At 55.3% G+C, this 19,473-nt stretch carries 18 protein-coding genes; 11 read left to right on the forward strand and 7 right to left on the reverse strand.

All coding sequences use genetic code 11. From position 1 onward, the window contains the following. Positions 1 to 3: 3 nt before the first annotated feature. Both phrB and F3J29_RS11320 read right to left on the reverse strand, forming a co-directional pair. Positions 4 to 1,413, reverse strand: coding sequence for a deoxyribodipyrimidine photo-lyase (phrB, locus tag F3J29_RS11315; protein WP_166866155.1), 1,410 nt, complete (start codon positions 1,411 to 1,413; stop codon positions 4 to 6). Between the two features lie 204 nt (positions 1,414 to 1,617). Next, positions 1,618 to 1,824 carry a YbfA family protein gene (locus F3J29_RS11320; RefSeq protein WP_166866157.1) on the reverse strand — a complete coding sequence of 69 codons (207 nt, stop codon included), beginning with the start codon at positions 1,822 to 1,824 and terminating at the stop codon, positions 1,618 to 1,620. A gap of 313 nt (positions 1,825 to 2,137) precedes the next feature. On the opposite strand from F3J29_RS11320, the gene kdpF reads away from it, so the two are divergent. Genes kdpF through F3J29_RS11355 form a run of 7 tightly spaced genes read left to right on the forward strand, consistent with a single transcriptional unit; the run spans position 2,138 to position 10,401 of the window. Next, complete coding sequence (kdpF, locus tag F3J29_RS11325) at positions 2,138 to 2,227, forward strand: K(+)-transporting ATPase subunit F (protein WP_008456132.1); 90 nt, start codon at positions 2,138 to 2,140, stop codon at positions 2,225 to 2,227. Beyond that, on the forward strand, positions 2,227 to 3,912 hold the full coding sequence (gene kdpA, locus F3J29_RS11330; protein WP_166866159.1) for a potassium-transporting ATPase subunit KdpA: 1,686 nt from the start codon (positions 2,227 to 2,229) through the stop codon (positions 3,910 to 3,912). Before kdpF ends, kdpA begins: the two co-directional genes overlap by 1 nt. A gap of 13 nt (positions 3,913 to 3,925) precedes the next feature. Further along, entirely contained in the window at positions 3,926 to 5,974 is a 2,049-nt protein-coding gene (gene kdpB / locus F3J29_RS11335; RefSeq protein ID WP_008456125.1) for a potassium-transporting ATPase subunit KdpB, read from the forward strand. Between the two features lie 12 nt (positions 5,975 to 5,986). Then, a complete protein-coding gene (kdpC, locus tag F3J29_RS11340; protein ID WP_166866161.1) occupies positions 5,987 to 6,562 on the forward strand; it encodes a potassium-transporting ATPase subunit KdpC in 576 nt (191 codons plus the stop codon). Between the two features lie 12 nt (positions 6,563 to 6,574). Further along, positions 6,575 to 9,262 carry a two-component system sensor histidine kinase KdpD gene (gene kdpD, locus F3J29_RS11345; protein WP_166866163.1) on the forward strand — a complete coding sequence of 896 codons (2,688 nt, stop codon included), beginning with the start codon at positions 6,575 to 6,577 and terminating at the stop codon, positions 9,260 to 9,262. Continuing rightward, positions 9,259 to 9,936, forward strand: a complete 678-nt coding sequence (kdpE, locus tag F3J29_RS11350) for a two-component system response regulator KdpE (RefSeq protein WP_008456119.1) — start codon at positions 9,259 to 9,261, stop codon at positions 9,934 to 9,936. The genes kdpD and kdpE overlap by 4 nt, the downstream gene beginning before the upstream one ends. A 36-nt stretch (positions 9,937 to 9,972) precedes the next feature. Further along, positions 9,973 to 10,401, forward strand: a complete 429-nt coding sequence (locus F3J29_RS11355) for an EamA family transporter (protein ID WP_166866165.1) — start codon at positions 9,973 to 9,975, stop codon at positions 10,399 to 10,401. A 34-nt stretch (positions 10,402 to 10,435) separates the two neighbouring features. Here the strand turns inward: F3J29_RS11355 and pgm are convergent, their stop codons facing one another. Both pgm and seqA read right to left on the reverse strand, forming a co-directional pair. Further along, positions 10,436 to 12,079: a phosphoglucomutase (alpha-D-glucose-1,6-bisphosphate-dependent) gene (gene pgm, locus F3J29_RS11360; RefSeq protein WP_166866166.1), complete on the reverse strand. Its 1,644-nt coding sequence runs from the start codon at positions 12,077 to 12,079 to the stop codon at positions 10,436 to 10,438. 27 nt (positions 12,080 to 12,106) lie between these two features. Beyond that, on the reverse strand, positions 12,107 to 12,655 hold the full coding sequence (seqA, locus tag F3J29_RS11365) for a replication initiation negative regulator SeqA (RefSeq protein ID WP_166866168.1): 549 nt from the start codon (positions 12,653 to 12,655) through the stop codon (positions 12,107 to 12,109). Between the two features lie 174 nt (positions 12,656 to 12,829). Here seqA and ybfF point away from each other — a divergent pair, with 174 nt between their 5' ends. From ybfF to fur, 4 genes are all read left to right on the forward strand, one after another. Further along, positions 12,830 to 13,606 carry an esterase gene (ybfF, locus tag F3J29_RS11370; RefSeq protein WP_166866170.1) on the forward strand — a complete coding sequence of 259 codons (777 nt, stop codon included), beginning with the start codon at positions 12,830 to 12,832 and terminating at the stop codon, positions 13,604 to 13,606. 132 nt (positions 13,607 to 13,738) lie between these two features. After that, entirely contained in the window at positions 13,739 to 14,017 is a 279-nt protein-coding gene (gene ybfE / locus F3J29_RS11375; protein ID WP_166866172.1) for a LexA regulated protein, read from the forward strand. A 179-nt stretch (positions 14,018 to 14,196) separates the two neighbouring features. Next, positions 14,197 to 14,727 (forward strand): flavodoxin FldA, encoded by a 531-nt coding sequence (gene fldA, locus F3J29_RS11380; RefSeq protein WP_039291198.1) that lies wholly within the window; start codon positions 14,197 to 14,199, stop codon positions 14,725 to 14,727. A 279-nt stretch (positions 14,728 to 15,006) separates the two neighbouring features. After that, positions 15,007 to 15,453 (forward strand): ferric iron uptake transcriptional regulator, encoded by a 447-nt coding sequence (gene fur / locus F3J29_RS11385; protein ID WP_039291196.1) that lies wholly within the window; start codon positions 15,007 to 15,009, stop codon positions 15,451 to 15,453. A gap of 94 nt (positions 15,454 to 15,547) precedes the next feature. On the opposite strand, the gene F3J29_RS11390 is transcribed toward fur, so the two are convergent. The 3 genes from F3J29_RS11390 to glnS form a co-directional block, all read right to left on the reverse strand. Then, on the reverse strand, positions 15,548 to 15,874 hold the full coding sequence (locus tag F3J29_RS11390) for a ChiQ/YbfN family lipoprotein (RefSeq protein WP_039301129.1): 327 nt from the start codon (positions 15,872 to 15,874) through the stop codon (positions 15,548 to 15,550). A 46-nt stretch (positions 15,875 to 15,920) separates the two neighbouring features. Then, a complete protein-coding gene (gene chiP, locus F3J29_RS11395; RefSeq protein ID WP_045781707.1) occupies positions 15,921 to 17,327 on the reverse strand; it encodes a chitoporin ChiP in 1,407 nt (468 codons plus the stop codon). A 464-nt stretch (positions 17,328 to 17,791) separates the two neighbouring features. Next, the gene (gene glnS, locus F3J29_RS11400; protein ID WP_166866174.1) at positions 17,792 to 19,459 is read right to left on the reverse strand and encodes a glutamine--tRNA ligase; all 1,668 of its coding nucleotides are present in this window, start codon (positions 19,457 to 19,459) and stop codon (positions 17,792 to 17,794) included. Positions 19,460 to 19,473 lie beyond the last annotated feature (14 nt).

Consider the following 19,473-nt stretch of genomic DNA (forward strand, 5'->3'; position numbering starts at 1 on the left):
CGGTTATTTTCTTGCCGCTTCATAAGCCGCAAGCGTATTCAGTCGAGCCTGCTTATGGTCAACAATCGGGCGCGGGTAGTCCAGCGTTTGCTTTTGTTTATCAGCCCAGGCCCACGGCGAATGAATCTGTTTCCCTGGCACAGTTTTCAGTTCAGGTAGCCAGTGGCGAATAAAATCCCCTTCTGCGTCGAACCGTTCTCCCTGGGTTGTCGGGTTAAAAATGCGAAAATAAGGCGCGGCGTCGGTGCCCGTAGAAGCCGCCCACTGCCAGCCGCCGTTGTTCGCCGCCAGATCGCCGTCAATCAGCTGAGACATAAAATAGCGCTCGCCCTGCCGCCAGTCGATCAGCAAATCCTTCACCAGGAAGCTCGCTACGACCATGCGTAAACGGTTATGCATCCAGCCCGTTTTGTTTAACTGCCGCATCGCCGCATCGACAATGGGGTAACCCGTTTTACCCTGCTGCCAGGCTTCAAGCCATGCATTATTCCCGCTCCAGCGAACGTTATCCGTCCAGGCAATAAACGGCTGGTGACGGCAAAGTTTTGGGTACGCGACCATCAGATGGCGGTAAAACTCACGCCAGATGAGTTCGTTGAGCCAGGTTGCTCCGGCCTCGCCCTCCAGCGCTTTAGGATGTTCTTTTAGCAGACGATGCAGGCACTGACGCGGAGATAAAACGCCGGTGGCCAGGTAAGGCGACAGCCGGCTGGTGCCTTCTATCGCCGGAAAATCACGCTGTTCCGGGTAGTCAGAAGCTGGCTGCAGGCAAAACTTACGCAGCATGCCGATAGCCTCTTGCTCACCCACCGGGAAAAGCTCACGGTCGAACGTCTCATGGGGAACATCAAATGCAAAGCGATCATTGAAGTGGGATTCTCCCCGAACTTTAGGCGCGGGCACACATTCCGGCAGACCTTCCTGCAGGCGCCGAATAAACGCCTTGCTGAACGGAGTAAAGACTTTATACATTTCGTGGTTGCCGGTCGTGACGCTGCCCGGCGCAAGCAGCAGGCTGTCATCAAATCCCTGCACGGTAACGTCCACGTCTAGGGCTTTTTCCAGCGCGGCGTCACGGGCACGCTCGTTAACTTCATACTGGTAGTTGTAAAAAAGCGCATCGACTTTTTGTTCGGCGCAAAACGCTTTTATACAGTCCACCGACGCGGCGAAATCCTCAGCCTGTTGGATATGAAGCTCAATTCCACGTCCGGCCAGGGCATGACCCAATGCCCGTAAATGTTCAAAGATGAATTCGGCCTGTTTGGGCGCCATGACGTGCTGCCGCCACTGTTCAGGCGTTACAACAAAAAATCCGATGACTTTTGCATCGGGATGACGGCAGGCTGCGTGTAAGGCGTAGTTATCGTGAATACGTAGATCGTTGCGGAACCAGACCAGATGGGTGGGCATAACTCTCCCTGGATTAATGACCTGACCGTCGCCATCGCGCTTCAGCGGCGGTTCAACATTGCAAAATTATTCCGGGCAGAAGAAGCCAATGCCAGACTAAGTGACATCGCTGACTGCCCGCGTCTCAGTTGTTAACTAAGTGTAGCAAGACGCAGGCAACAAAAAAGCTACCCGGAGGTAGCTTTCGTCAAATCGATTCAGCTTTTAGTAAAAGTCGAAGGCGCCGGCTTCGGATTGCGCCATCCAGACAGGCTTATCGCTGGTTTTGGACCACACGCGGTGCAGGTAGCTGTAAAAACGCGCGCGATCTTTCCAGAACAGCATCACAGGCAGCGCCAGCACGCCGGCAGCGACTGCGAAGATGCGACGCAGGATGACCTGATGCGCAGGGTATTCTTTGTATAAAGACATAGGCTTCTCCTCATAATGTGTGACCGACACCGCATGTCGGAAAATAGAAACTTGTTATCTGGTCAAAATACTATCTCATTGTTTGAAAGCTTACTACTCCTCCGACCAGATAATTGCGATTTTTTGTGCGCTATTTATCTTTCCATCTGTAATTAAGTTACAAAATGGTTAAATAAATACTAACCATTAGTTAACTAATGGCTTTTGCCATTTTTATACTTTTTTTACACCCCACCCCCGGACTTTTACGACATCTTTTCACCCGAAATCCTATTCTGCCGCGAAATGCTTAACGCACCGTTGGAGGTGGATTGTGAGTGCAGGCGTCATAACCGGCATTGTGCTGGTCTTCTTGCTGTTGGGTTACCTGGTTTATGCCCTGATTAAAGCGGAGGCGTTTTAATGGCTGCGTCCGGATTTTTACTGATCGCCAGCTTCCTGCTGGTGCTCTTTGCCCTTGCGAAACCGCTCGGTGCCGTGCTGGCACGTTTGATCGATGGCGAACCGCTGCCGGTCGTGGGCCGCATTGAGCCTCTTTTGTGGTCCCTGATGGGCAGCAAGGGTGAAGAAATGGGCTGGAAACGCTATCTGATGGCGATTCTGGCATTTAACGTTTTCGGGCTGATCCTGCTGTTTGCGATGCTGTTATTCCAGGACAGCCTGCCGCTTAACCCGCAGCATCTGCCGGGCCTCTCCTGGCATCTGGCGCTGAACACTGCCGTCAGTTTTGTCTCCAACACTAACTGGCAGTCTTACGGCGGCGAAACCACGCTGAGCTACTTCAGCCAGATGGTGGGCCTGACGGTACAAAACTTCGTTTCTGCCGCTACCGGCATTGCCGTGGTGTTTGCGCTGATCCGTGGTTTCTCTCGCCATTCCACCAGCACGCTGGGCAACGCATGGGTCGATTTAACCCGCGTTACGCTGTACATCCTGCTGCCAATCTCGCTGGTGATGGCGCTGTTCTTTATCAGCCAGGGTTCGCTGCAGAACTTCTCTGCTTACCAGCCTTACACCACCATTGAAGGCGTTCAGCACCTGCTGCCGATGGGGCCGGTTGCTTCTCAGGAAGCGATTAAAATGCTGGGGACCAACGGCGGGGGCTTTTTCAACGCCAACTCTTCTCACCCGTTTGAGAACCCTACGGCGCTGACCAACTTCGTGCAGATGGTTTCCATCTTCCTGATCCCGGCCGCGCTCTGCTTCGCCTTTGGTGAAGCCGTGGGTGACCGTCGTCAGGGGCGCGCGCTGCTTTGGGCAATGACCATTATCTTCGTGGTCTGCGTGGTGGTAGTGATGTGGGCCGAGCTGCAGGGCAACCCGCACTTTATCCAGCTGGGCGCCAACAGCAGTATCAACATGGAAGGCAAAGAGAGCCGCTTCGGCATTCTGAACAGCAGCCTGTTCGCGGTCATTACTACCGCTGCATCCTGCGGGGCGGTCAACGCCATGCATGACTCCTTTACGGCGCTGGGCGGCATGGTGCCAATGTGGCTGATGCAGATTGGTGAAGTGGTCTTCGGCGGCGTCGGCGCGGGCCTGTACGGCATGCTGCTGTTCGTCCTGCTGGCCGTGTTTATCGCCGGGCTGATGATCGGGCGTACCCCGGAATACCTGGGTAAGAAAATTGACGTGCCGGAAATGAAGATGACTTCGCTGGCCATTCTTATCACCCCTGCCCTGGTGCTGCTTGGCACCGCGCTGGCGATGATGACGGAAGCCGGCCGCAGCGGCATGGCAAACCCTGGGATCCACGGCTTCAGCGAGGTGCTGTATGCGGTTTCTTCCGCCGCAAACAATAACGGCAGCGCCTTCGCCGGCCTGAGCACCAACACGCCGTTCTGGAACATGCTGCTGGCGGTGTGCATGTGGATTGGGCGCTTCGGGGTGATTATCCCGGTGATGGCAATTGCCGGCTCCCTGGCCGCGAAAAAATCCCAGGCCGTCAGTATCGGTACGCTGCCAACGCATGGCCCGCTGTTTATCGGTTTACTGATTGGGACAGTGCTGCTGGTTGGCGCCCTGACCTTTATCCCCGCCCTCGCTTTAGGCCCGGTTGCGGAACACCTTTCTCTGGTTAATTTCTGATTACGAGGCTTCCATGAGTCGCAAGCAACAGGCGCTGTTTGAACCTGGTCTGATCCGTCAGGCGCTAATTGATTCTTTTAAAAAGCTCGCCCCGCAGGTGCAGTGGCGCAACCCGGTGATGTTTATCGTCTGGGTGGGGAGCATCATCACTACCCTGCTCGGGATAGCGATGTTCACCGGCCTGCAGCAGGGGGATGCCCTCTTCACCCTCGCCATCAGCCTGTGGCTGTGGTTTACCGTGCTGTTCGCCAACTTTGCTGAAGCGCTGGCAGAAGGCCGCAGCAAAGCCCAGGCGAACAGTCTGAAAGGGGTGAAAAAAACCAGCTGGGCGCGCAAACTGCGCAGCCCGCAGCATGATGCTCAGGTGGACCATATTCCGGCGGCCGATCTGCGTAAAGGCGACGTCGTGCTGGTGGAAGCCGGGGACATCATTCCTTGCGATGGCGAAGTCCTTGAAGGCGGCGCATCGGTGGATGAAAGCGCCATCACCGGGGAATCCGCCCCGGTTATCCGTGAATCCGGCGGCGACTTTGCCTCGGTGACCGGCGGGACGCGCATTCTGTCCGACTGGCTGGTTATTCAGTGCAGCGTAAACCCGGGGGAAACCTTCCTCGACCGCATGATTGCCATGGTAGAAAGCGCCCAGCGTCGTAAAACGCCGAACGAAATCGCCCTGACTATCCTGCTGGTGGCGCTGACGATCGTCCTGCTGCTGGCGACCGCAACCCTGTGGCCGTTCTCTGCCTACGGCGGCCAGGCGGCTAGCGTAACCGTGCTGGTGGCCCTGCTGGTCTGCCTGATTCCCACCACCATCGGCGGTCTGCTTTCCGCCATCGGCGTGGCCGGGATGAGCCGCATGCTGGGTGCGAACGTGATCGCCACCAGCGGCCGTGCGGTTGAAGCTGCCGGAGATATCGACGTTCTGCTGCTGGATAAAACCGGTACCATCACGCTCGGTAACCGCCAGGCTTCTGCCTTCCTCCCTGCCCCTGGCGTGGATGAAAAAGAGCTGGCTGATGCTGCACAGCTGGCCTCACTGGCGGATGAAACGCCAGAAGGCCGCAGTATCGTGGTGCTGGCAAAACAGCGCTTTAACCTACGCGAACGCGACGTGCAGAACCTGCAGGCGACGTTTGTGCCCTTTACCGCGCAAACCCGTATGAGCGGCATCAACATTCAGGATCGCATGATCCGCAAAGGCTCCGTAGATGCTATCCGCCGCCACGTAGAAGTGAACAACGGCCACTTCCCGGCCCAGGTCGACACGCTGGTTGAAGGCGTGGCTCGCCAGGGCGGTACGCCGCTCGTGGTTGCCGAAGGCGCTAATGTTCTGGGCGTGATTGCGCTGAAAGACATCGTGAAAGGCGGGATTAAAGAGCGCTTTGCGCAGCTGCGCCAGATGGGCATCAAAACGGTGATGATTACCGGGGATAACCGCCTGACCGCCGCGGCGATTGCCGCCGAAGCCGGGGTAGATGACTTCCTGTCCGAAGCCACGCCTGAAGCCAAGCTGGCGCTGATTCGCCAGTATCAGGCCGAAGGCCGTCTGGTGGCGATGACCGGCGACGGCACCAACGACGCCCCTGCCCTGGCGCAGGCCGACGTAGCGGTAGCCATGAACTCCGGGACTCAGGCAGCGAAAGAAGCCGGGAACATGGTTGACCTGGACTCTAACCCGACCAAGCTGATTGAAGTGGTGCACATCGGGAAGCAAATGCTGATGACGCGCGGGTCGCTGACCACCTTCAGTATCGCCAACGACGTGGCGAAATACTTCGCCATTATTCCGGCGGCGTTTGCGGTGACTTACCCGCAGCTGAACGCGCTGAACGTGATGCACCTGCACTCCCCGGCCTCGGCCATTTTGAGCGCGGTGATCTTCAATGCGCTGATCATCATCTGCCTCATCCCGCTGGCGCTAAAAGGCATTAGCTACAAGCCGCTGAGCGCTGCCGCGATGCTGCGCCGCAACCTGTGGATCTATGGCCTGGGCGGTATCGTCGTGCCGTTTATTGGTATCAAAGTGATTGACGTGATCCTGACCGTGCTCGGTCTGGTCTAAGAGGAAAAGAACATGGCTACGTTACGCCCCGCTTTATTACTGCTGATTATTCTGACGCTGATTACCGGAGGGGTTTATCCCCTTCTCGCCACGCTGCTGGGGCAATGGTGGTTCCCGGCCCAGGCCAACGGTTCGTTGATCGTTGAAGACGGTAAGGTACGCGGTTCAGAGCTTATTGGTCAGGATTTTACTAACGCAAAATATTTCCAGGGCCGCCCTTCTGCCACCTCGGATAGCCCCTATAATCCAATGGCATCCGGCGGCAGCAACCTTGCGGCCAGCAACCCGGAGCTGGACAAAGAGGTTAAGGCTCGCGTTAGCGCGCTGCGTGCGGCTAACCCGGAGGCTAATCCAGCGGTACCCGTTGACTTAGTCACCACCTCCGCCAGTGGCCTTGACGGGCAGCTTTCTCCTGAAGCGACCGCGTGGCAAATCCCACGAGTAGCGAAAGCCAGAAACCTGCCGGTGGAGCAAATCACTCGCCTGGTGGCTGAGAACACCACTACGCCGCTGGTGAATTTTATCGGCATGCCGGTAGTGAATATCGTTAAGCTGAACCTGGCGCTGGACCATCTCCAGGCGAAGTAAAAAGGACGCGTTATGACCGAGGAGCCGCTGCGCCCCAACCCCGATAAGCTGCTGGAGAAAGTCAACCGCCAGCCGCGTGGGAAACTGAAAATCTTCTTCGGCGCCTGTGCAGGCGTCGGGAAAACCTACGCGATGCTTCAGGAGGCGCAGCGCCTGCGGGCGCAGGGCCTCGATGTGCTGGTGGGCGTGGTGGAAACCCACGGCCGCCAGGAAACTGCCGAACTTTTGAAGGGGCTGACGATTCAGCCCCCTCGTCGTATTCATCACCGGGGGCGTCTGGTTCAGGAGTTTGACCTGGACGCCGCCCTCGCCCGCAACCCTGCCCTGATTTTGATGGACGAACTGGCGCACAGTAACGCACCAGGCTCACGTCACCCCAAACGCTGGCAGGACGTGGAAGAGCTGCTTGAAGCCGGGATCGACGTCCTGACCTCCGTTAACGTTCAGCACCTGGAAAGCCTGAATGACGTGGTGGGCGGGGTAACCGGGATTCAGGTACGCGAAACCGTCCCCGACCCTATTTTCGACGCCGCCGATGAAGTCGTGCTGGTTGACCTGCCGCCGGACGACCTCCGTCAGCGCCTGCACGAAGGCAAAGTGTATATCTCCGGTCAGGCCGAACGCGCCATCGAACATTTCTTCCGCAAAGGTAACCTCATCGCCCTGCGTGAACTGGCATTGCGACGTACAGCCGACCGCGTTGACGATCAGATGCGCGCCTGGCGGGACAACCAGGGCCAGGAGAAAGTCTGGCACACACGTGACGCCATTCTGCTGTGCATCGGCCATAGCAGCGGCAATGAAAAACTGGTTCGCACCGCCGCTCGCCTTGCCGCCAAGCTCGGCAGCGTGTGGCACGCCGTCTATGTCGAAACGCCGCAGCTTCACCGCCTGCCGGAACATCAGCGCCGGACCATTTTAAGCGCGCTGCGGCTCGCCCAGGAGCTGGGAGCCGAAACCGCCACGCTTTCCGATCCTAATGAAGAGAAAGCGGTGTTGCGCTACGCCCGAGAACACAATCTCGGCAAAATCATTATTGGCCGCCATACCACACGCCGCTGGTGGCACCGCACTTCTTTTGCCGATAGGTTAGCCAAACGCGCCCCGGACCTCGACCTGGTGATTGTGGCGCTGGATGAAAAACCGCTCCCCTCTCCGACCAGGGCACCGGACACCAGAACGCTAAGCGAGAAATGGCGTATTCAGCTGCGCGGCTGTGCCGTGGCGGTTGTGCTGTGTGCGTTTATTACCTTTATTGCCAATCAATGGCTGGTGGCCTTTGATGCCGCCAACCTGGTCATGATCTACCTGCTTGGCGTGGTGATGGTTGCGCTGTTTTATGGCCGCTGGCCGTCCGTCCTCGCGACGGTCATCAACGTAATTAGCTTCGACCTGTTCTTTATTGCGCCACGAGGCACGCTTGCCGTATCGGATGTTCAGTACCTGCTGACCTTCGGCGTGATGCTCACCGTCGGGCTGGTGATCGGTAATCTGACCGCCGGAGTGCGTTACCAGGCGCGCATCGCCCGCTACCGGGAACAGCGCACTCGTCATCTTTACGAGATGTCCAAAGCGCTGGCCGACGACCGTACGCCGCAGGACGTCGCTGCCACCAGCGTGCAGTTTATTAATAACACCTTCCAGGCCCGCAGCCTGCTGCTGCTGCCGGACGATCACGGGAAACTCAGCCGTATCGCAGCCGAAGGGGAACCCGCTCAGTGGGATGAAGCGATTGCCCGCTGGAGCTTTGATAAAGGCCAGCCCGCCGGTGCCGGAACGGATACGCTGCCGGGCGTGCCCTACCGCATCCTGCCGCTTAGCACCACGGAAAGGACCCTGGGTCTGCTGGTCGTTGAGCCAGAGAATCTGCGCCAGTTGATGATCCCCGAACAGCAGCGCCTGCTGGAAACCTTTACCCTGCTGGTGGCCACCGCGCTCGACAGGCTGCTGCTCACCGCCAGCGAAGAACAGGCCCGGCTTTCCAGCGAACGGGAGCAAATCCGAAACTCGCTGCTGGCCGCGCTTTCGCACGACCTGCGCACGCCGCTGACCGTGCTGTTTGGCCAGGCTGAAATCCTCACGCTGGATCTCGCCAGTGAAGGATCAAAACATGCCCCGCAGGCCAACGAAATCCGCCAGCACGTGCTGAACACCACCCGGCTGGTGAATAATCTTCTGGATATGGCCCGCATTCAGTCCGGTGGTTTTAACCTTCGCAAAGAGTGGCTGACGCTGGAAGAAGTCGTCGGCAGCGCGCTGAAGATGCTTGAGCCAGGCCTCGGTGGCCGCCACATTGCCCTTAACTTGCCCGACCCGCTGATGCTGATTGAAGTCGACGGCCCGCTGTTCGAGCGCGTGCTGATCAACCTGCTGGAAAATGCGGTGAAATATGCCGGTTATAAAGCCAACATCGGCATAAAAGCGACATCGACGGCAGACAAGCTTGACCTGGAAGTTTGGGACAGCGGTCCTGGCGTTCCCGCTGGTAAAGAGCTGCTGATTTTTGATAAATTTGCCCGTGGTAACAAAGAGTCAGCTATTCCTGGCGTTGGGCTGGGGCTCGCTATCTGCCGGGCGATTGTTGAAGTTCACGGCGGCACAATTTATGCGCTTAACCGCCCGGAAGGCGGTGCCAGCTTCCACGTTGTGCTACCTTTATCGCCTCCCCCCGAACTCCCTGAAATGATTGAGGTGCTGTGACAACGGTTCTGATAATTGAGGATGAAAAAGAGATCCGCCGCTTTCTGCGCACCGCGCTGGAAGATGAATCGTTACGCGTGTTTGATGCCGAAACCCTACAGCGTGGCCTGATTGAAGCCGCCACCCGCAAGCCGGATCTGGTGATTCTGGATCTCGGCCTGCCGGACGGTGACGGCATCGATTTTATTCGTGACTTCCGCCAGTGGAGCCAGACGCCGGTCATCGTCCTGTCGGCCCGGAGTGACGAACAGGCGAAGATTGCCGCCCTGGATGCTGGTGCAGATGATTTTCTCAGCAAGCCGTTTGGCATCGGTGAACTGCAGGCCAGGCTTCGCGTCGCCCTGCGCCGCCACGCCAGCACCGTTCAGCCCGATCCGGTTTATCAGTTTTCCGAAATTCGGGTCGACCTCGCCTCGCGCCGCATTACCCGGGGCGAAGAGGAAATTCACCTGACCCCGATTGAGTTCCGCCTGCTGGCAACCCTGCTGAATAATCACGGCAAAGTCCTGACCCAGCGCCAGTTGCTTAACCAGGTCTGGGGCCCGAATGCCGTGGAACACAGCCATTATCTACGGATTTATATGGGCCACCTGCGCCAGAAGCTGGAGAGCGACCCCGCCCGCCCTCGTCATCTGCTCACCGAAACCGGAATCGGCTACCGTTTTATGCTCTGAAGGAGTAACCTCTGGCTCGTTCAAGAGGAGCCCGTTATGAGCGCATGGTTAGTCTACGCCCTGCTGTCTGCCGCGACGGCAGCGCTGGTCGCTATTTTTGGTAAGGTTGGTTTGCAGCATCTGGACGCCAATACCGCCACGGCCGTTCGCGCCGTGGTCATGGCGTTATTTTTAGTTGGGGTGGTTGTGGTTCAGGGAAAACTGAACCTCATTAGCACCGTGTTTGCCGATAAAAAAGCGCTGCTGTTTATATTATTAAGCGGCGTGGCCGGAGCGCTGTCCTGGCTGTTCTATTTTATGGCGATCAAAAGCGGTGACGTGTCGAAGGTCGCCCCTATCGATAAGCTGAGCGTGGTGTTCGCGGTGATTCTGGCGGTGATTTTGTTCGGTGAGAAAGTGTCGCTGATTGCCGGGATAGGCGTGGCGCTGATCACCTGCGGCGCACTGATGGTGGCTTTGGGTTAAAAGAGAAAGGCTCCCTGGGGAGCCTTTTTACGTATTACTTCGCGCTTTTCAGCACTTCGCTGACAATCTCTACCGCTTCTTTCTCAATCTGCTCACGGTGCTCTGCGCCCAGGAAGCTTTCACAGTAAATTTTGTAGGCGTCTTCGGTGCCGGACGGACGAGCGGCAAACCAGCCGTTCTTGGTCATCACCTTCAGACCGCCAATGGAAGCGCCGTTGCCCGGGGCTGCCGTCAGGCGGGCGGTGATCGGGTCACCTGCCAGCGTGTCTGCACTCACCATTTCTGGCGACAGTTTAGACAGCGCGGCTTTCTGAGCAGAAGTGGCTGGTGCCTGAATACGGTTGTAGCTCGGGGCGCCAAAGCGCGCGGCTAACTCATCGTAATGCTGCTGCGGGTTTTTGCCCGTCACGGCGGTGATTTCTGCCGCCAGCAGACACATGATGATGCCGTCTTTGTCGGTCGACCATGGGGTGCCGTTGAAGCGCAGGAACGATGCCCCGGCGCTCTCTTCGCCCCCGAAGCCGAAGCTGCCGTCGAACAGGCCGTCAACGAACCACTTAAAGCCAACCGGGACTTCCACCAGCTTGCGCCCCAAGTCTTCCACCACGCGGTCAATCATCGCGGAGGAAACCAGCGTTTTACCGACGGCCACCTCTTTGCCCCACTGCGGACGATGCTGGAACAGGTAATTGATGGCCACGGCCAGGTAATGGTTCGGGTTCATCAGGCCGGCCGGCGTGACGATGCCGTGGCGGTCGTAGTCCGGGTCGTTGGCAAACGCCAGATCGAATTTGTCGCGCAGCGCCAGCAGACCCGCCATCGCGCATTCGGAGGAGCAGTCCATGCGAATTGCGCCGTCTTTATCAAGGTGCATAAAGCGGAAAGTCTGGTCGACCTGGTCATTCACGATAGTCAGATCAAGATTGTAGTGCTTCGCGATACGGTGCCAGTATTCGATCCCGGAACCGCCGAGAGGGTCAACGCCCAGCTTCAGGCCCGCTTTTTGAATCGCGGCCATATCGACAATATCCACCAGCCCTTCGATGAACGGCTGAACCAGATCCTGTGCCTGAACGTGGCCGCTTTCCCAGGCCTTATCCAGAGAGATACGCTTCACGCCTTTCAGGCCGTCGGCCAGCAGCGCGTTAGCGCGATCTTCAACCACTTTGGTGACGTTGGTATCAGCCGGGCCACCGTTTGGCGGGTTGTACTTGATGCCGCCATCGTCCGGTGGGTTGTGGGATGGCGTAATCACAATCCCGTCCGCCTGAGCGCCGCCCTTTTGGTTGTGCACCAGAATGGCGTTAGAAATCGCAGGCGTAGGCGTATAGCCGTTATCCTGCTGCACAATGACGTCCACGCCGTTGGCGGCCAGCACTTCCAGCACGGAGATAAACGCAGGTTCGGACAGCGCGTGGGTATCTTTGCCCACGTAGCAAGGGCCGGTGATCCCATTCTTCGCGCGTTCTTCAGCGATAGCTTGCGCAATCGCCAGAATATGAGGTTCGTTAAAGCTATGCCGTGCTGCACTCCCGCGGTGGCCGGAGGTTCCGAATTTCACCGCGTGTTCGCTATTCCCAACCACTGGCTTAAGCACGTAATACTGCGCCGTAAGCTGGGCTACGTTAATCAAGTCGCTCTGTTGTGCAGGTTGGCCCGCACGATCGTGGTTAGCCATTGGCTCTTCCTTACTGACGCCAGGTTTTTAAATAGTGCCGCAAACCTTTTCAATCAGCTCCGCAGGGAACTGCATTGACTGCATGATGTGTTCGATCATGCTGCATTTACGACCAGTATTCGTATTGGTGATCACCCAGTATGGGGTGCCCGGAACATGCTTCGGCTTGGTTTGATTGCCGTTTGCCAGCAGCGTTTGCTCATCGCCAGCAAAATAGACGCGAGTGCGGCCATGCAGCGATTCAGTGGCTTCGCCGAAGGTTTTTGCATCCAGTTGATACAGCGTGGATAGCACCATCATAAAGCGATTTACCGCTTTGTTCTGGGCAGCGTACTCGTCGGAAAGCAGCAGCTCACGAACGGCACGCACGCGATTACGAGAGGTGTTCGCCGGTTTCTCTTCAACAACGGGAGCAGCCGCGCGCTCAGGCGCAGCTGGCGTAGAAGTGGCTGCTGGTGTTTGCCCGGCGGTAAATTTAAGCATACGCCGTAAAATGTCTGACGCGCTCTCGCCGATGTGTTTAGTCTGGCTGGCAATATAGCGGTAAAGCTCGTCATCAACTTCGATTGTTTTCATCTTAATCCAGTGCGATATCTTTTCTGAATACAAGTCGTTGGGATTATAGGGTCAAATCCCAACAGCGAACAGGAGAGGCGACTCAAAGTCAGAGTAAACTGAATGTTTGCCGCACGCCCGCGGGAATGCCAACATGATACCCTAACCAAACGAACCAAAATAAAGAACTTTGCCATGAAATTAAATGCTCGCCTGCAAACTGCGCAACAATCGAATAGCAATTCCCCTATCGTACTGATCCACGGCCTGTTCGGCAGCCTGGATAACCTCGGCGTTCTGGCGCGGGGTCTGGGTAAAGATCACACGCTGCTGCAGATCGATCTACGCAATCACGGACTGTCACCGCGCAGCGATGATATGAGCTATGCGGCAATGGCCGGGGACGTTCTGGACACGCTGGACGAATATGGCATCGAGAAAGCCACATTTATTGGCCATTCCATGGGCGGTAAAGTGGTGATGGCGCTTACCGCGATCGCGCCTCAGCGTATTGATAAGCTTGTGATGATAGATATTGCGCCAGTTAACTATCAGGTTCGCCGTCACGATGAAATTTTCGCGGCTATTCGCGCGGTGACTGAAGCAGGCGTAAAAACTCGCCAGCAGGCAGCGCAAATCATGCGCGACCATGTGGCAGAGGAAGGCGTCATCCAGTTTTTGCTGAAATCCTTCGCTGAGGGTGAGTGGAAGTTCAACGTGCCCGTGCTTTGGCAGCAATATGAAAGTATCGTCGGCTGGCAGCCTGTCCCCGCCTGGCCACATCCGGCGTTGTTTATTCGCGGCGGGAATTCTCCGTATGTTGATGAAAGCCACCGCGAGGCGCTGTTAAGTCAGTTCCCGCAGGCCCGCGCTCACGTCATCGCTGGAGCGGGTCATTGGGTTCATGCTGAAAAACCGGATGCCGTTTTGCGAGCGATTCATCGATTTATCGACGCTGAGTCGAAAAACTGATTAAAAACAGACCGACCGGGCAGCAGAAGTCGCTAACGCGTTGGCGGGAATGGCGCGCTGATGTATGATGGCGCGCTTAATTGCACCGGCACCCTGCCCCTGCAGCCAGAATTTCCTGTCAGTATTCTAATCATGGCAAAAGAACAAACGGACCGTACTACATTAGATCTGTTCGCGGACGAGCGTCGCCCCGGGCGGCCGAAAACCAATCCGCTCTCGCGCGATGAGCAGTTGCGTATCAATAAGCGCAATCAGCTGAAGCGCGATAAAGTGCGTGGTTTGAAGCGAGTTGAGCTAAAACTGAACAACGAGGCGGTCGATGCCCTCAACCAGCTGGCTGAGGCTCGTAACATCAGCCGCAGCGAGCTGATCGAAGAGATGTTGCTCGAGCAGCTTAAAAAGCTCGGCTAACGCTTCCAACCGCTCTGCGGGTTATCTGAAATCTCAAAAGGGTGAGCCAAACCATGTTGCAGACTGTGCACCCGGGCGTGATAGCTGTTTCCGCTGCCGGGGCTGTTCTGCTATGATTGCCCTATACGTGGGCATTGAACGGCCAGCATACTATTAAGTTTCAAGAGGTTATTTTACTCATGGCAATCGTAGGCATTTTTTTCGGCAGCGACACCGGTAACACCGAAAATATCGCGAAAATGATTCAAAAACAGCTCGGTAAAGACGTTGCTGAGGTGCATGACATTGCTAAAAGCAGCAAAGAAGATCTCGAAGGTTTCGACATTCTGTTGCTCGGCATCCCGACCTGGTACTACGGTGAAGCGCAGTGCGACTGGGATGATTTCTTCCCTACCCTCGAAGAAGTCGATTTCAACGGCAAACTGGTGGCGCTGTTCGGCTGCGGCGACCAGGAAGACTACGCGGAATACTTCTGTGATGCGCTAGGCACCATTCGCGACATCATCGAACCGCGCGGAGCCGCGATTGTGGGCCACTGGCCAACCGCGGGCTATCACTTTGAAGCCTCCAAAGGTCTGGCAGACGACGACAACTTTGTCGGTCTGGCCATCGACGAAGACCGCCAGCCGGAACTGACCGCCGAGCGCGTTGAGAAATGGGTTAAACAGGTTTCTGAAGAGCTGAATCTGGCAGACATCATTAACGCCTGATTTCTCTGGCGCAAATGCTTTATTTGCGCCATTTTGATAGCTTGTAGCAATGAAAATAATTGCTACAAGTTTGTAACTTTCTCGTACATCCCTGTACAATGTCTTCCTGATAGCTTGGCTGATAATTACTGTAAATGGCGACGCCGCCACGATTTTTCAGCCTTATTTTGCACCATACTTGCGGTTCCCATTTAGAATTAGCAGTTCTATAATGAGACGCATTACTCTTAACGCTCACTGCAGTTTGAGCGAATCGTTAAGCAACAGGACACTTTCCGCATGACTGACAACAATACCGCATTAAAGAAGGCCGGCTTGAAAGTCACGCTTCCGCGATTAAAAATCCTTGAAGTGCTGCAAGAGCCGGTAAATCATCACGTCAGCGCGGAAGACTTATATAAACGTCTGATCGACATGGGTGAAGAAATTGGCCTGGCGACGGTCTACCGCGTACTGAACCAGTTTGATGATGCCGGGATAGTGACCCGCCACAATTTTGAAGGCGGCAAGTCCGTTTTCGAACTGACCCAGCAGCATCACCACGATCACCTGATCTGCCTGGATTGCGGGAAAGTTATCGAGTTTAGCGACGATTCTATCGAATCTCGCCAGCGTGAAATTGCCGCGCGCCACGGTATCCGCCTGACTAACCACAGTCTTTATCTGTACGGACACTGTGCCGAAGGCGACTGCCGCGAAGACGACACGGCCCACGATCCTAAATAAGTAATCCGCATTAACAGGCGCTGCTTCGGTGGCGTTTAAAAGCAAAAACCGGCAGGTTTCCCTTGCCGGTTTTTTTATTGACTGAAAAACGCTTTCAGCTGTTATTGGCGCGAATTTCCTGCCAAATTTTATCGCAACGCACTTTCACGGCTTCATCATTGCCGGTCTTTCTTGCCTGAATGCATTTCTGGTAATCCAGCACGTTCACCGTCTCTTTCTCAACGAACGCTTTGTGCTGTTTTTCCTGACGCAGAACGTTCAGAACGCTCTGGCAGGCTTCAATTTTATCCGGGTTACCTTCCGCCGTGTTGATACAGGCGCTATAGGCCTGCTTCAGGCGTGAATCTTCAGGTGGGGCCGGAGGTTGAACACAGGCAGACAGCGTGAAAACAGCGGCGGTAACCAGCAGAATCTTTTTCATGTTCGGTTCCTTATAAAAAACGGGCGCTTACGCGCCCGGTTTCGCATCAGAAGATGGTGAACGGAGCAATTACGATGAATTTCACGTCACGCTCATCCTGGAAGATGTTGCCGTAACCACCGCCCCAGCTTGGGATGTCGGAGTGGTTGTCGTACTGAGTGAAGTGCAGTTTGAACAGCGTGCCTTTCGCGCGGCCTTCCTGCACGGTATACATTGCGTCGAGGCTGTAAGAAGACTCTTTGATCTTGTTGGAAGCGAGATCCTGGCGGTTACCGGAAGCATCAAGCGCCCATGTAGATGGTTTTGCATCCCAGGCATAAACGTAAGAAGCACCCACTGCCCAACCCGGCAGATTCCAGTTGCTCAGATCATACATGGCGCCGAAGAACACGGCTTTTTCACCGTTGGCGTTGAAGTCAGAGCGGTTATCCCACCACACATCCAGACGACCGTTGGAAGAAGCGTAGGTAGGCGTCATACGCTGCAGGAAGTAGCCCTGCTGGCCTTCTGCCTTCACCATGGTCCCTTCCAGACGCAGGTCAACCTGGCCAATTTTATAGCCAAAGGTCAACGCCTGGAGCCACGCGGTGCCGTCGTAGATATCGTTGATGGTGTTGTTAGCCGCTTTGTCACGAGTGCCGTAGAACTGGTAGCTGGTGCTCAGCGGGCTGCCTGCAACGTCGAATTTGTAGCTGGCTTTAGCAAAGTACTGATCAACAAAGCCCTGAGCCTGACCAAATGCAGCTTCCAGAATCAGGTCGTTTTTGAAGTCATACTTCGCGCCGATGGAGTGCAGGTAATCAACTTTGGTCTTTTTGTCGTTCTGGTAGAACTTGTCGGTTTCCAGGTGCCATGGCGCCTTGTACTCGTTGGTCCACATGTAGGAGAAGCTCAGTGCGCCAGCATCGCCGTAGTCGAATGCGGCACCCGCTTCAGCCCCCTGATAGGTACCAGGCATAAAGCTCCAGTGTGGCGCTAACAGGGTTTGGCCGGTTGGCTGAATGTAGCCTGCGCGAGCCCATACCGGGCCGTATTTGAATTTAGCGGCGGCTTTATAAAGGCTGATACCGCCTTTATCGCCGGAATAGTCTTCGTCGTAGGTTTTATTTTTAGAGGAGAAGGCGATTTCGTTCGGATGGCCGCTGGCGCTGTCTTCGGCCATTTCAATGGCGGTGAAGGCGGCGATATCGAAACCAAACATGTCAGCCGCATAGCCAGACTGGAAGTCGAGGTTAGCGTTCCAGGTTGAGTGTGACAGGTTAGTTTTGTACTTACCGTCGGACACGTCTTTACGGTCACGTTCACGCTGCCAGTAATAGATGCCGCCGGTCAGCGTAGAGTCATCAACAAAGCCCGCGGCGCTAACCTGCGGAGCCACTACAAAACCTGAAAGAGCGGTAACGCTTGCAATAGCAAGAGCAAGCGCACTACGTTTGCCACTAAACGTACGCATAGTTAAATTCCTCTTTGACGTAAAAATCATCGTCTGACGTGAAAAGCGCCATTGACGAAAAAAAGTAAAATTGCCTGACGGCTAAAAGCGGTTTTTGCCTAATACACCCGCATTACTGCTGCTGATAGACTATTTTTCGCGACGCGAATTATCAATGACTTTGTATCAGAGATTTCCTGGAGTATGACAGAGAGCACATAATCTATGTGCATTTGTAACAAAATTGCGCAGCAGATTATTAACCCTAATAATGATTGATTTTAAGAATAAAATCTCTTTGAGAGCGCTTTCATTATAAGCATCAGGAGATTACGGGGAAGGCATGACTTTGTGTGAGGGTGCTTTCACAAAAATGTGAATGAGAATTAATTCGCATCGCGAATGTGTATGAGAAGTTAATAACAAGTACATTGGAAGAAAAAACGCCGCATTTAGCGGCGTTTTCATCAGGCAATAAACGGCAATTATTCGCCGATTTTTGCCCAGGTATCACGCAGGCCAACGGTGCGGTTAAACACCAGTTTTTCCGCGGTCGCATAGCGACTGTCCAGGCAGAAGTAACCTTCACGCTCGAACTGGTATGCCTTACTTTTTTCCGCATTCTGCAGGCTAGGCTCAACGAAGCCCTGGCGAATGACGAGGGAATCCGCGTTAATGGTAGACAGGAAGTCTTCCGCAGCCCCTGGATTCGCGACGCTAAACAAACGGTCGTACAGACGGATTTCAACCGGCAGCGCGTGTGCTGCGCTCACCCAGTGAATAACGCCTTTAACCTTGCGGCCGTCCGCCGGATCCTTGCTCAGGGTTTCCGGATCGTAGGTGCAGTACAGTTCGGTGATGTTACCTTCTGCGTCTTTTTCTACACGTTCAGCTTTAATCACATAGGCATTACGCAGGCGAACTTCTTTACCCAACACCAGGCGCTTATACTGCTTGTTGGCTTCTTCACGGAAGTCAGCGCGATCGATATAGACCTCACGGCTGAACGGAACTTCACGGCTACCCATTTCAGGTTTGTTAGGATGATTCGGCATGGTGACCGTCTCTTCTTCACCTTCAGGGTAGTTAGTGATAATAACTTTTACCGGATCCAGTACAGCCATTGCACGCGGCGCATTCTCGTTAAGATCGTCACGGATGCAGGATTCCAGAGAAGCCATTTCAACGGTGTTGTCCTGCTTGGTTACGCCAATGCGTTTACAGAACTCGCGAATGGATGCTGCGGTATAGCCGCGGCGACGCAGGCCGGAGATAGTCGGCATACGCGGGTCGTCCCAGCCTTCCACAATCTTCTCGGTCACCAGCAGGTTCAGCTTACGCTTGGACATGATGGCGTACTCGAGATTCAGGCGAGAAAACTCGTACTGGCGCGGGTGGGCAGGGATGGTGATGTTATCCAGCACCCAATCATACAGGCGGCGGTTATCCTGGAACTCCAGGGTACACAGCGAGTGCGTAATGCCTTCCAGCGCATCGGAAATACAGTGGGTAAAGTCGTACATCGGGTAGATGCACCACTTGTTACCGGTCTGGTGGTGATCGGCAAATTTAATGCGATACAGCACCGGGTCGCGCATAACGATGAACGGCGAAGCCATGTCGATTTTGGCACGCAGGCAGGCGGTACCTTCGGCGAACTCACCGTTGCGCATTTTCTCGAACAGCGCGAGGTTTTCCTCAACGCTACGATCGCGGAACGGGCTGTTTTTACCAGGCGCCGTCAGAGAGCCACGATATTCACGAATTTGTTCCGGGCTCAGCTCATCAACATAAGCCAGCCCTTTATTGATCAGCTCAACGGCATAATTAAACAGCTGGTCAAAATAGTCAGACGAATAACGCACGTTACCGGACCAGTGGAAGCCCAGCCATTCAACGTCGTGCTTGATGGACTCTACGTATTCGATATCTTCTTTTACCGGGTTCGTATCATCGAAGCGCAGGTTGCATTGCCCCTGGTAATCCTGGGCAATGCCAAAGTTCAGGCAAATAGACTTGGCGTGACCAATATGCAGATAGCCATTTGGCTCAGGCGGAAAACGGGTGCAAATACTGGTGTGCTTCCCGTTCGCCAGGTCTTCATCAATGATCTGACGAATAAAGTTAGTTGGGCGGGCTTCAGCCTCACTCATCGCGGGTTCCTCAA

The sequence above is a fragment of the Enterobacter sp. Cy-643 genome (assembly GCF_011752815.1).
Classification (GTDB): domain Bacteria; phylum Pseudomonadota; class Gammaproteobacteria; order Enterobacterales; family Enterobacteriaceae; genus Cedecea.

Excerpts from the sequence above, each read along its gene's own strand:
- kdpA (WP_166866159.1), top strand. The coding sequence starts at position 2,227 with ATGGCTGCGTCCGGATTTTTACTGATCGCCAGCTTCCTGCTGGTGCTC.
- ybfF (WP_166866170.1), top strand. The coding sequence starts at position 12,830 with ATGAAATTAAATGCTCGCCTGCAAACTGCGCAACAATCGAATAGCAAT.
- glnS (WP_166866174.1), bottom strand. The coding sequence starts at position 19,459 with ATGAGTGAGGCTGAAGCCCGCCCAACTAACTTTATTCGTCAGATCATT.
- phrB (WP_166866155.1), bottom strand. The coding sequence starts at position 1,413 with ATGCCCACCCATCTGGTCTGGTTCCGCAACGATCTACGTATTCACGAT.
- kdpC (WP_166866161.1), top strand. The coding sequence starts at position 5,987 with ATGGCTACGTTACGCCCCGCTTTATTACTGCTGATTATTCTGACGCTG.
- ybfE (WP_166866172.1), top strand. The coding sequence starts at position 13,739 with ATGGCAAAAGAACAAACGGACCGTACTACATTAGATCTGTTCGCGGAC.
- F3J29_RS11320 (WP_166866157.1), bottom strand. The coding sequence starts at position 1,824 with ATGTCTTTATACAAAGAATACCCTGCGCATCAGGTCATCCTGCGTCGC.
- F3J29_RS11390 (WP_039301129.1), bottom strand. The coding sequence starts at position 15,874 with ATGAAAAAGATTCTGCTGGTTACCGCCGCTGTTTTCACGCTGTCTGCC.
- fldA (WP_039291198.1), top strand. The coding sequence starts at position 14,197 with ATGGCAATCGTAGGCATTTTTTTCGGCAGCGACACCGGTAACACCGAA.
- F3J29_RS11355 (WP_166866165.1), top strand. The coding sequence starts at position 9,973 with ATGAGCGCATGGTTAGTCTACGCCCTGCTGTCTGCCGCGACGGCAGCG.
- seqA (WP_166866168.1), bottom strand. The coding sequence starts at position 12,655 with ATGAAAACAATCGAAGTTGATGACGAGCTTTACCGCTATATTGCCAGC.
- fur (WP_039291196.1), top strand. The coding sequence starts at position 15,007 with ATGACTGACAACAATACCGCATTAAAGAAGGCCGGCTTGAAAGTCACG.
- chiP (WP_045781707.1), bottom strand. The coding sequence starts at position 17,327 with ATGCGTACGTTTAGTGGCAAACGTAGTGCGCTTGCTCTTGCTATTGCA.
- kdpD (WP_166866163.1), top strand. The coding sequence starts at position 6,575 with ATGACCGAGGAGCCGCTGCGCCCCAACCCCGATAAGCTGCTGGAGAAA.
- kdpB (WP_008456125.1), top strand. The coding sequence starts at position 3,926 with ATGAGTCGCAAGCAACAGGCGCTGTTTGAACCTGGTCTGATCCGTCAG.
- pgm (WP_166866166.1), bottom strand. The coding sequence starts at position 12,079 with ATGGCTAACCACGATCGTGCGGGCCAACCTGCACAACAGAGCGACTTG.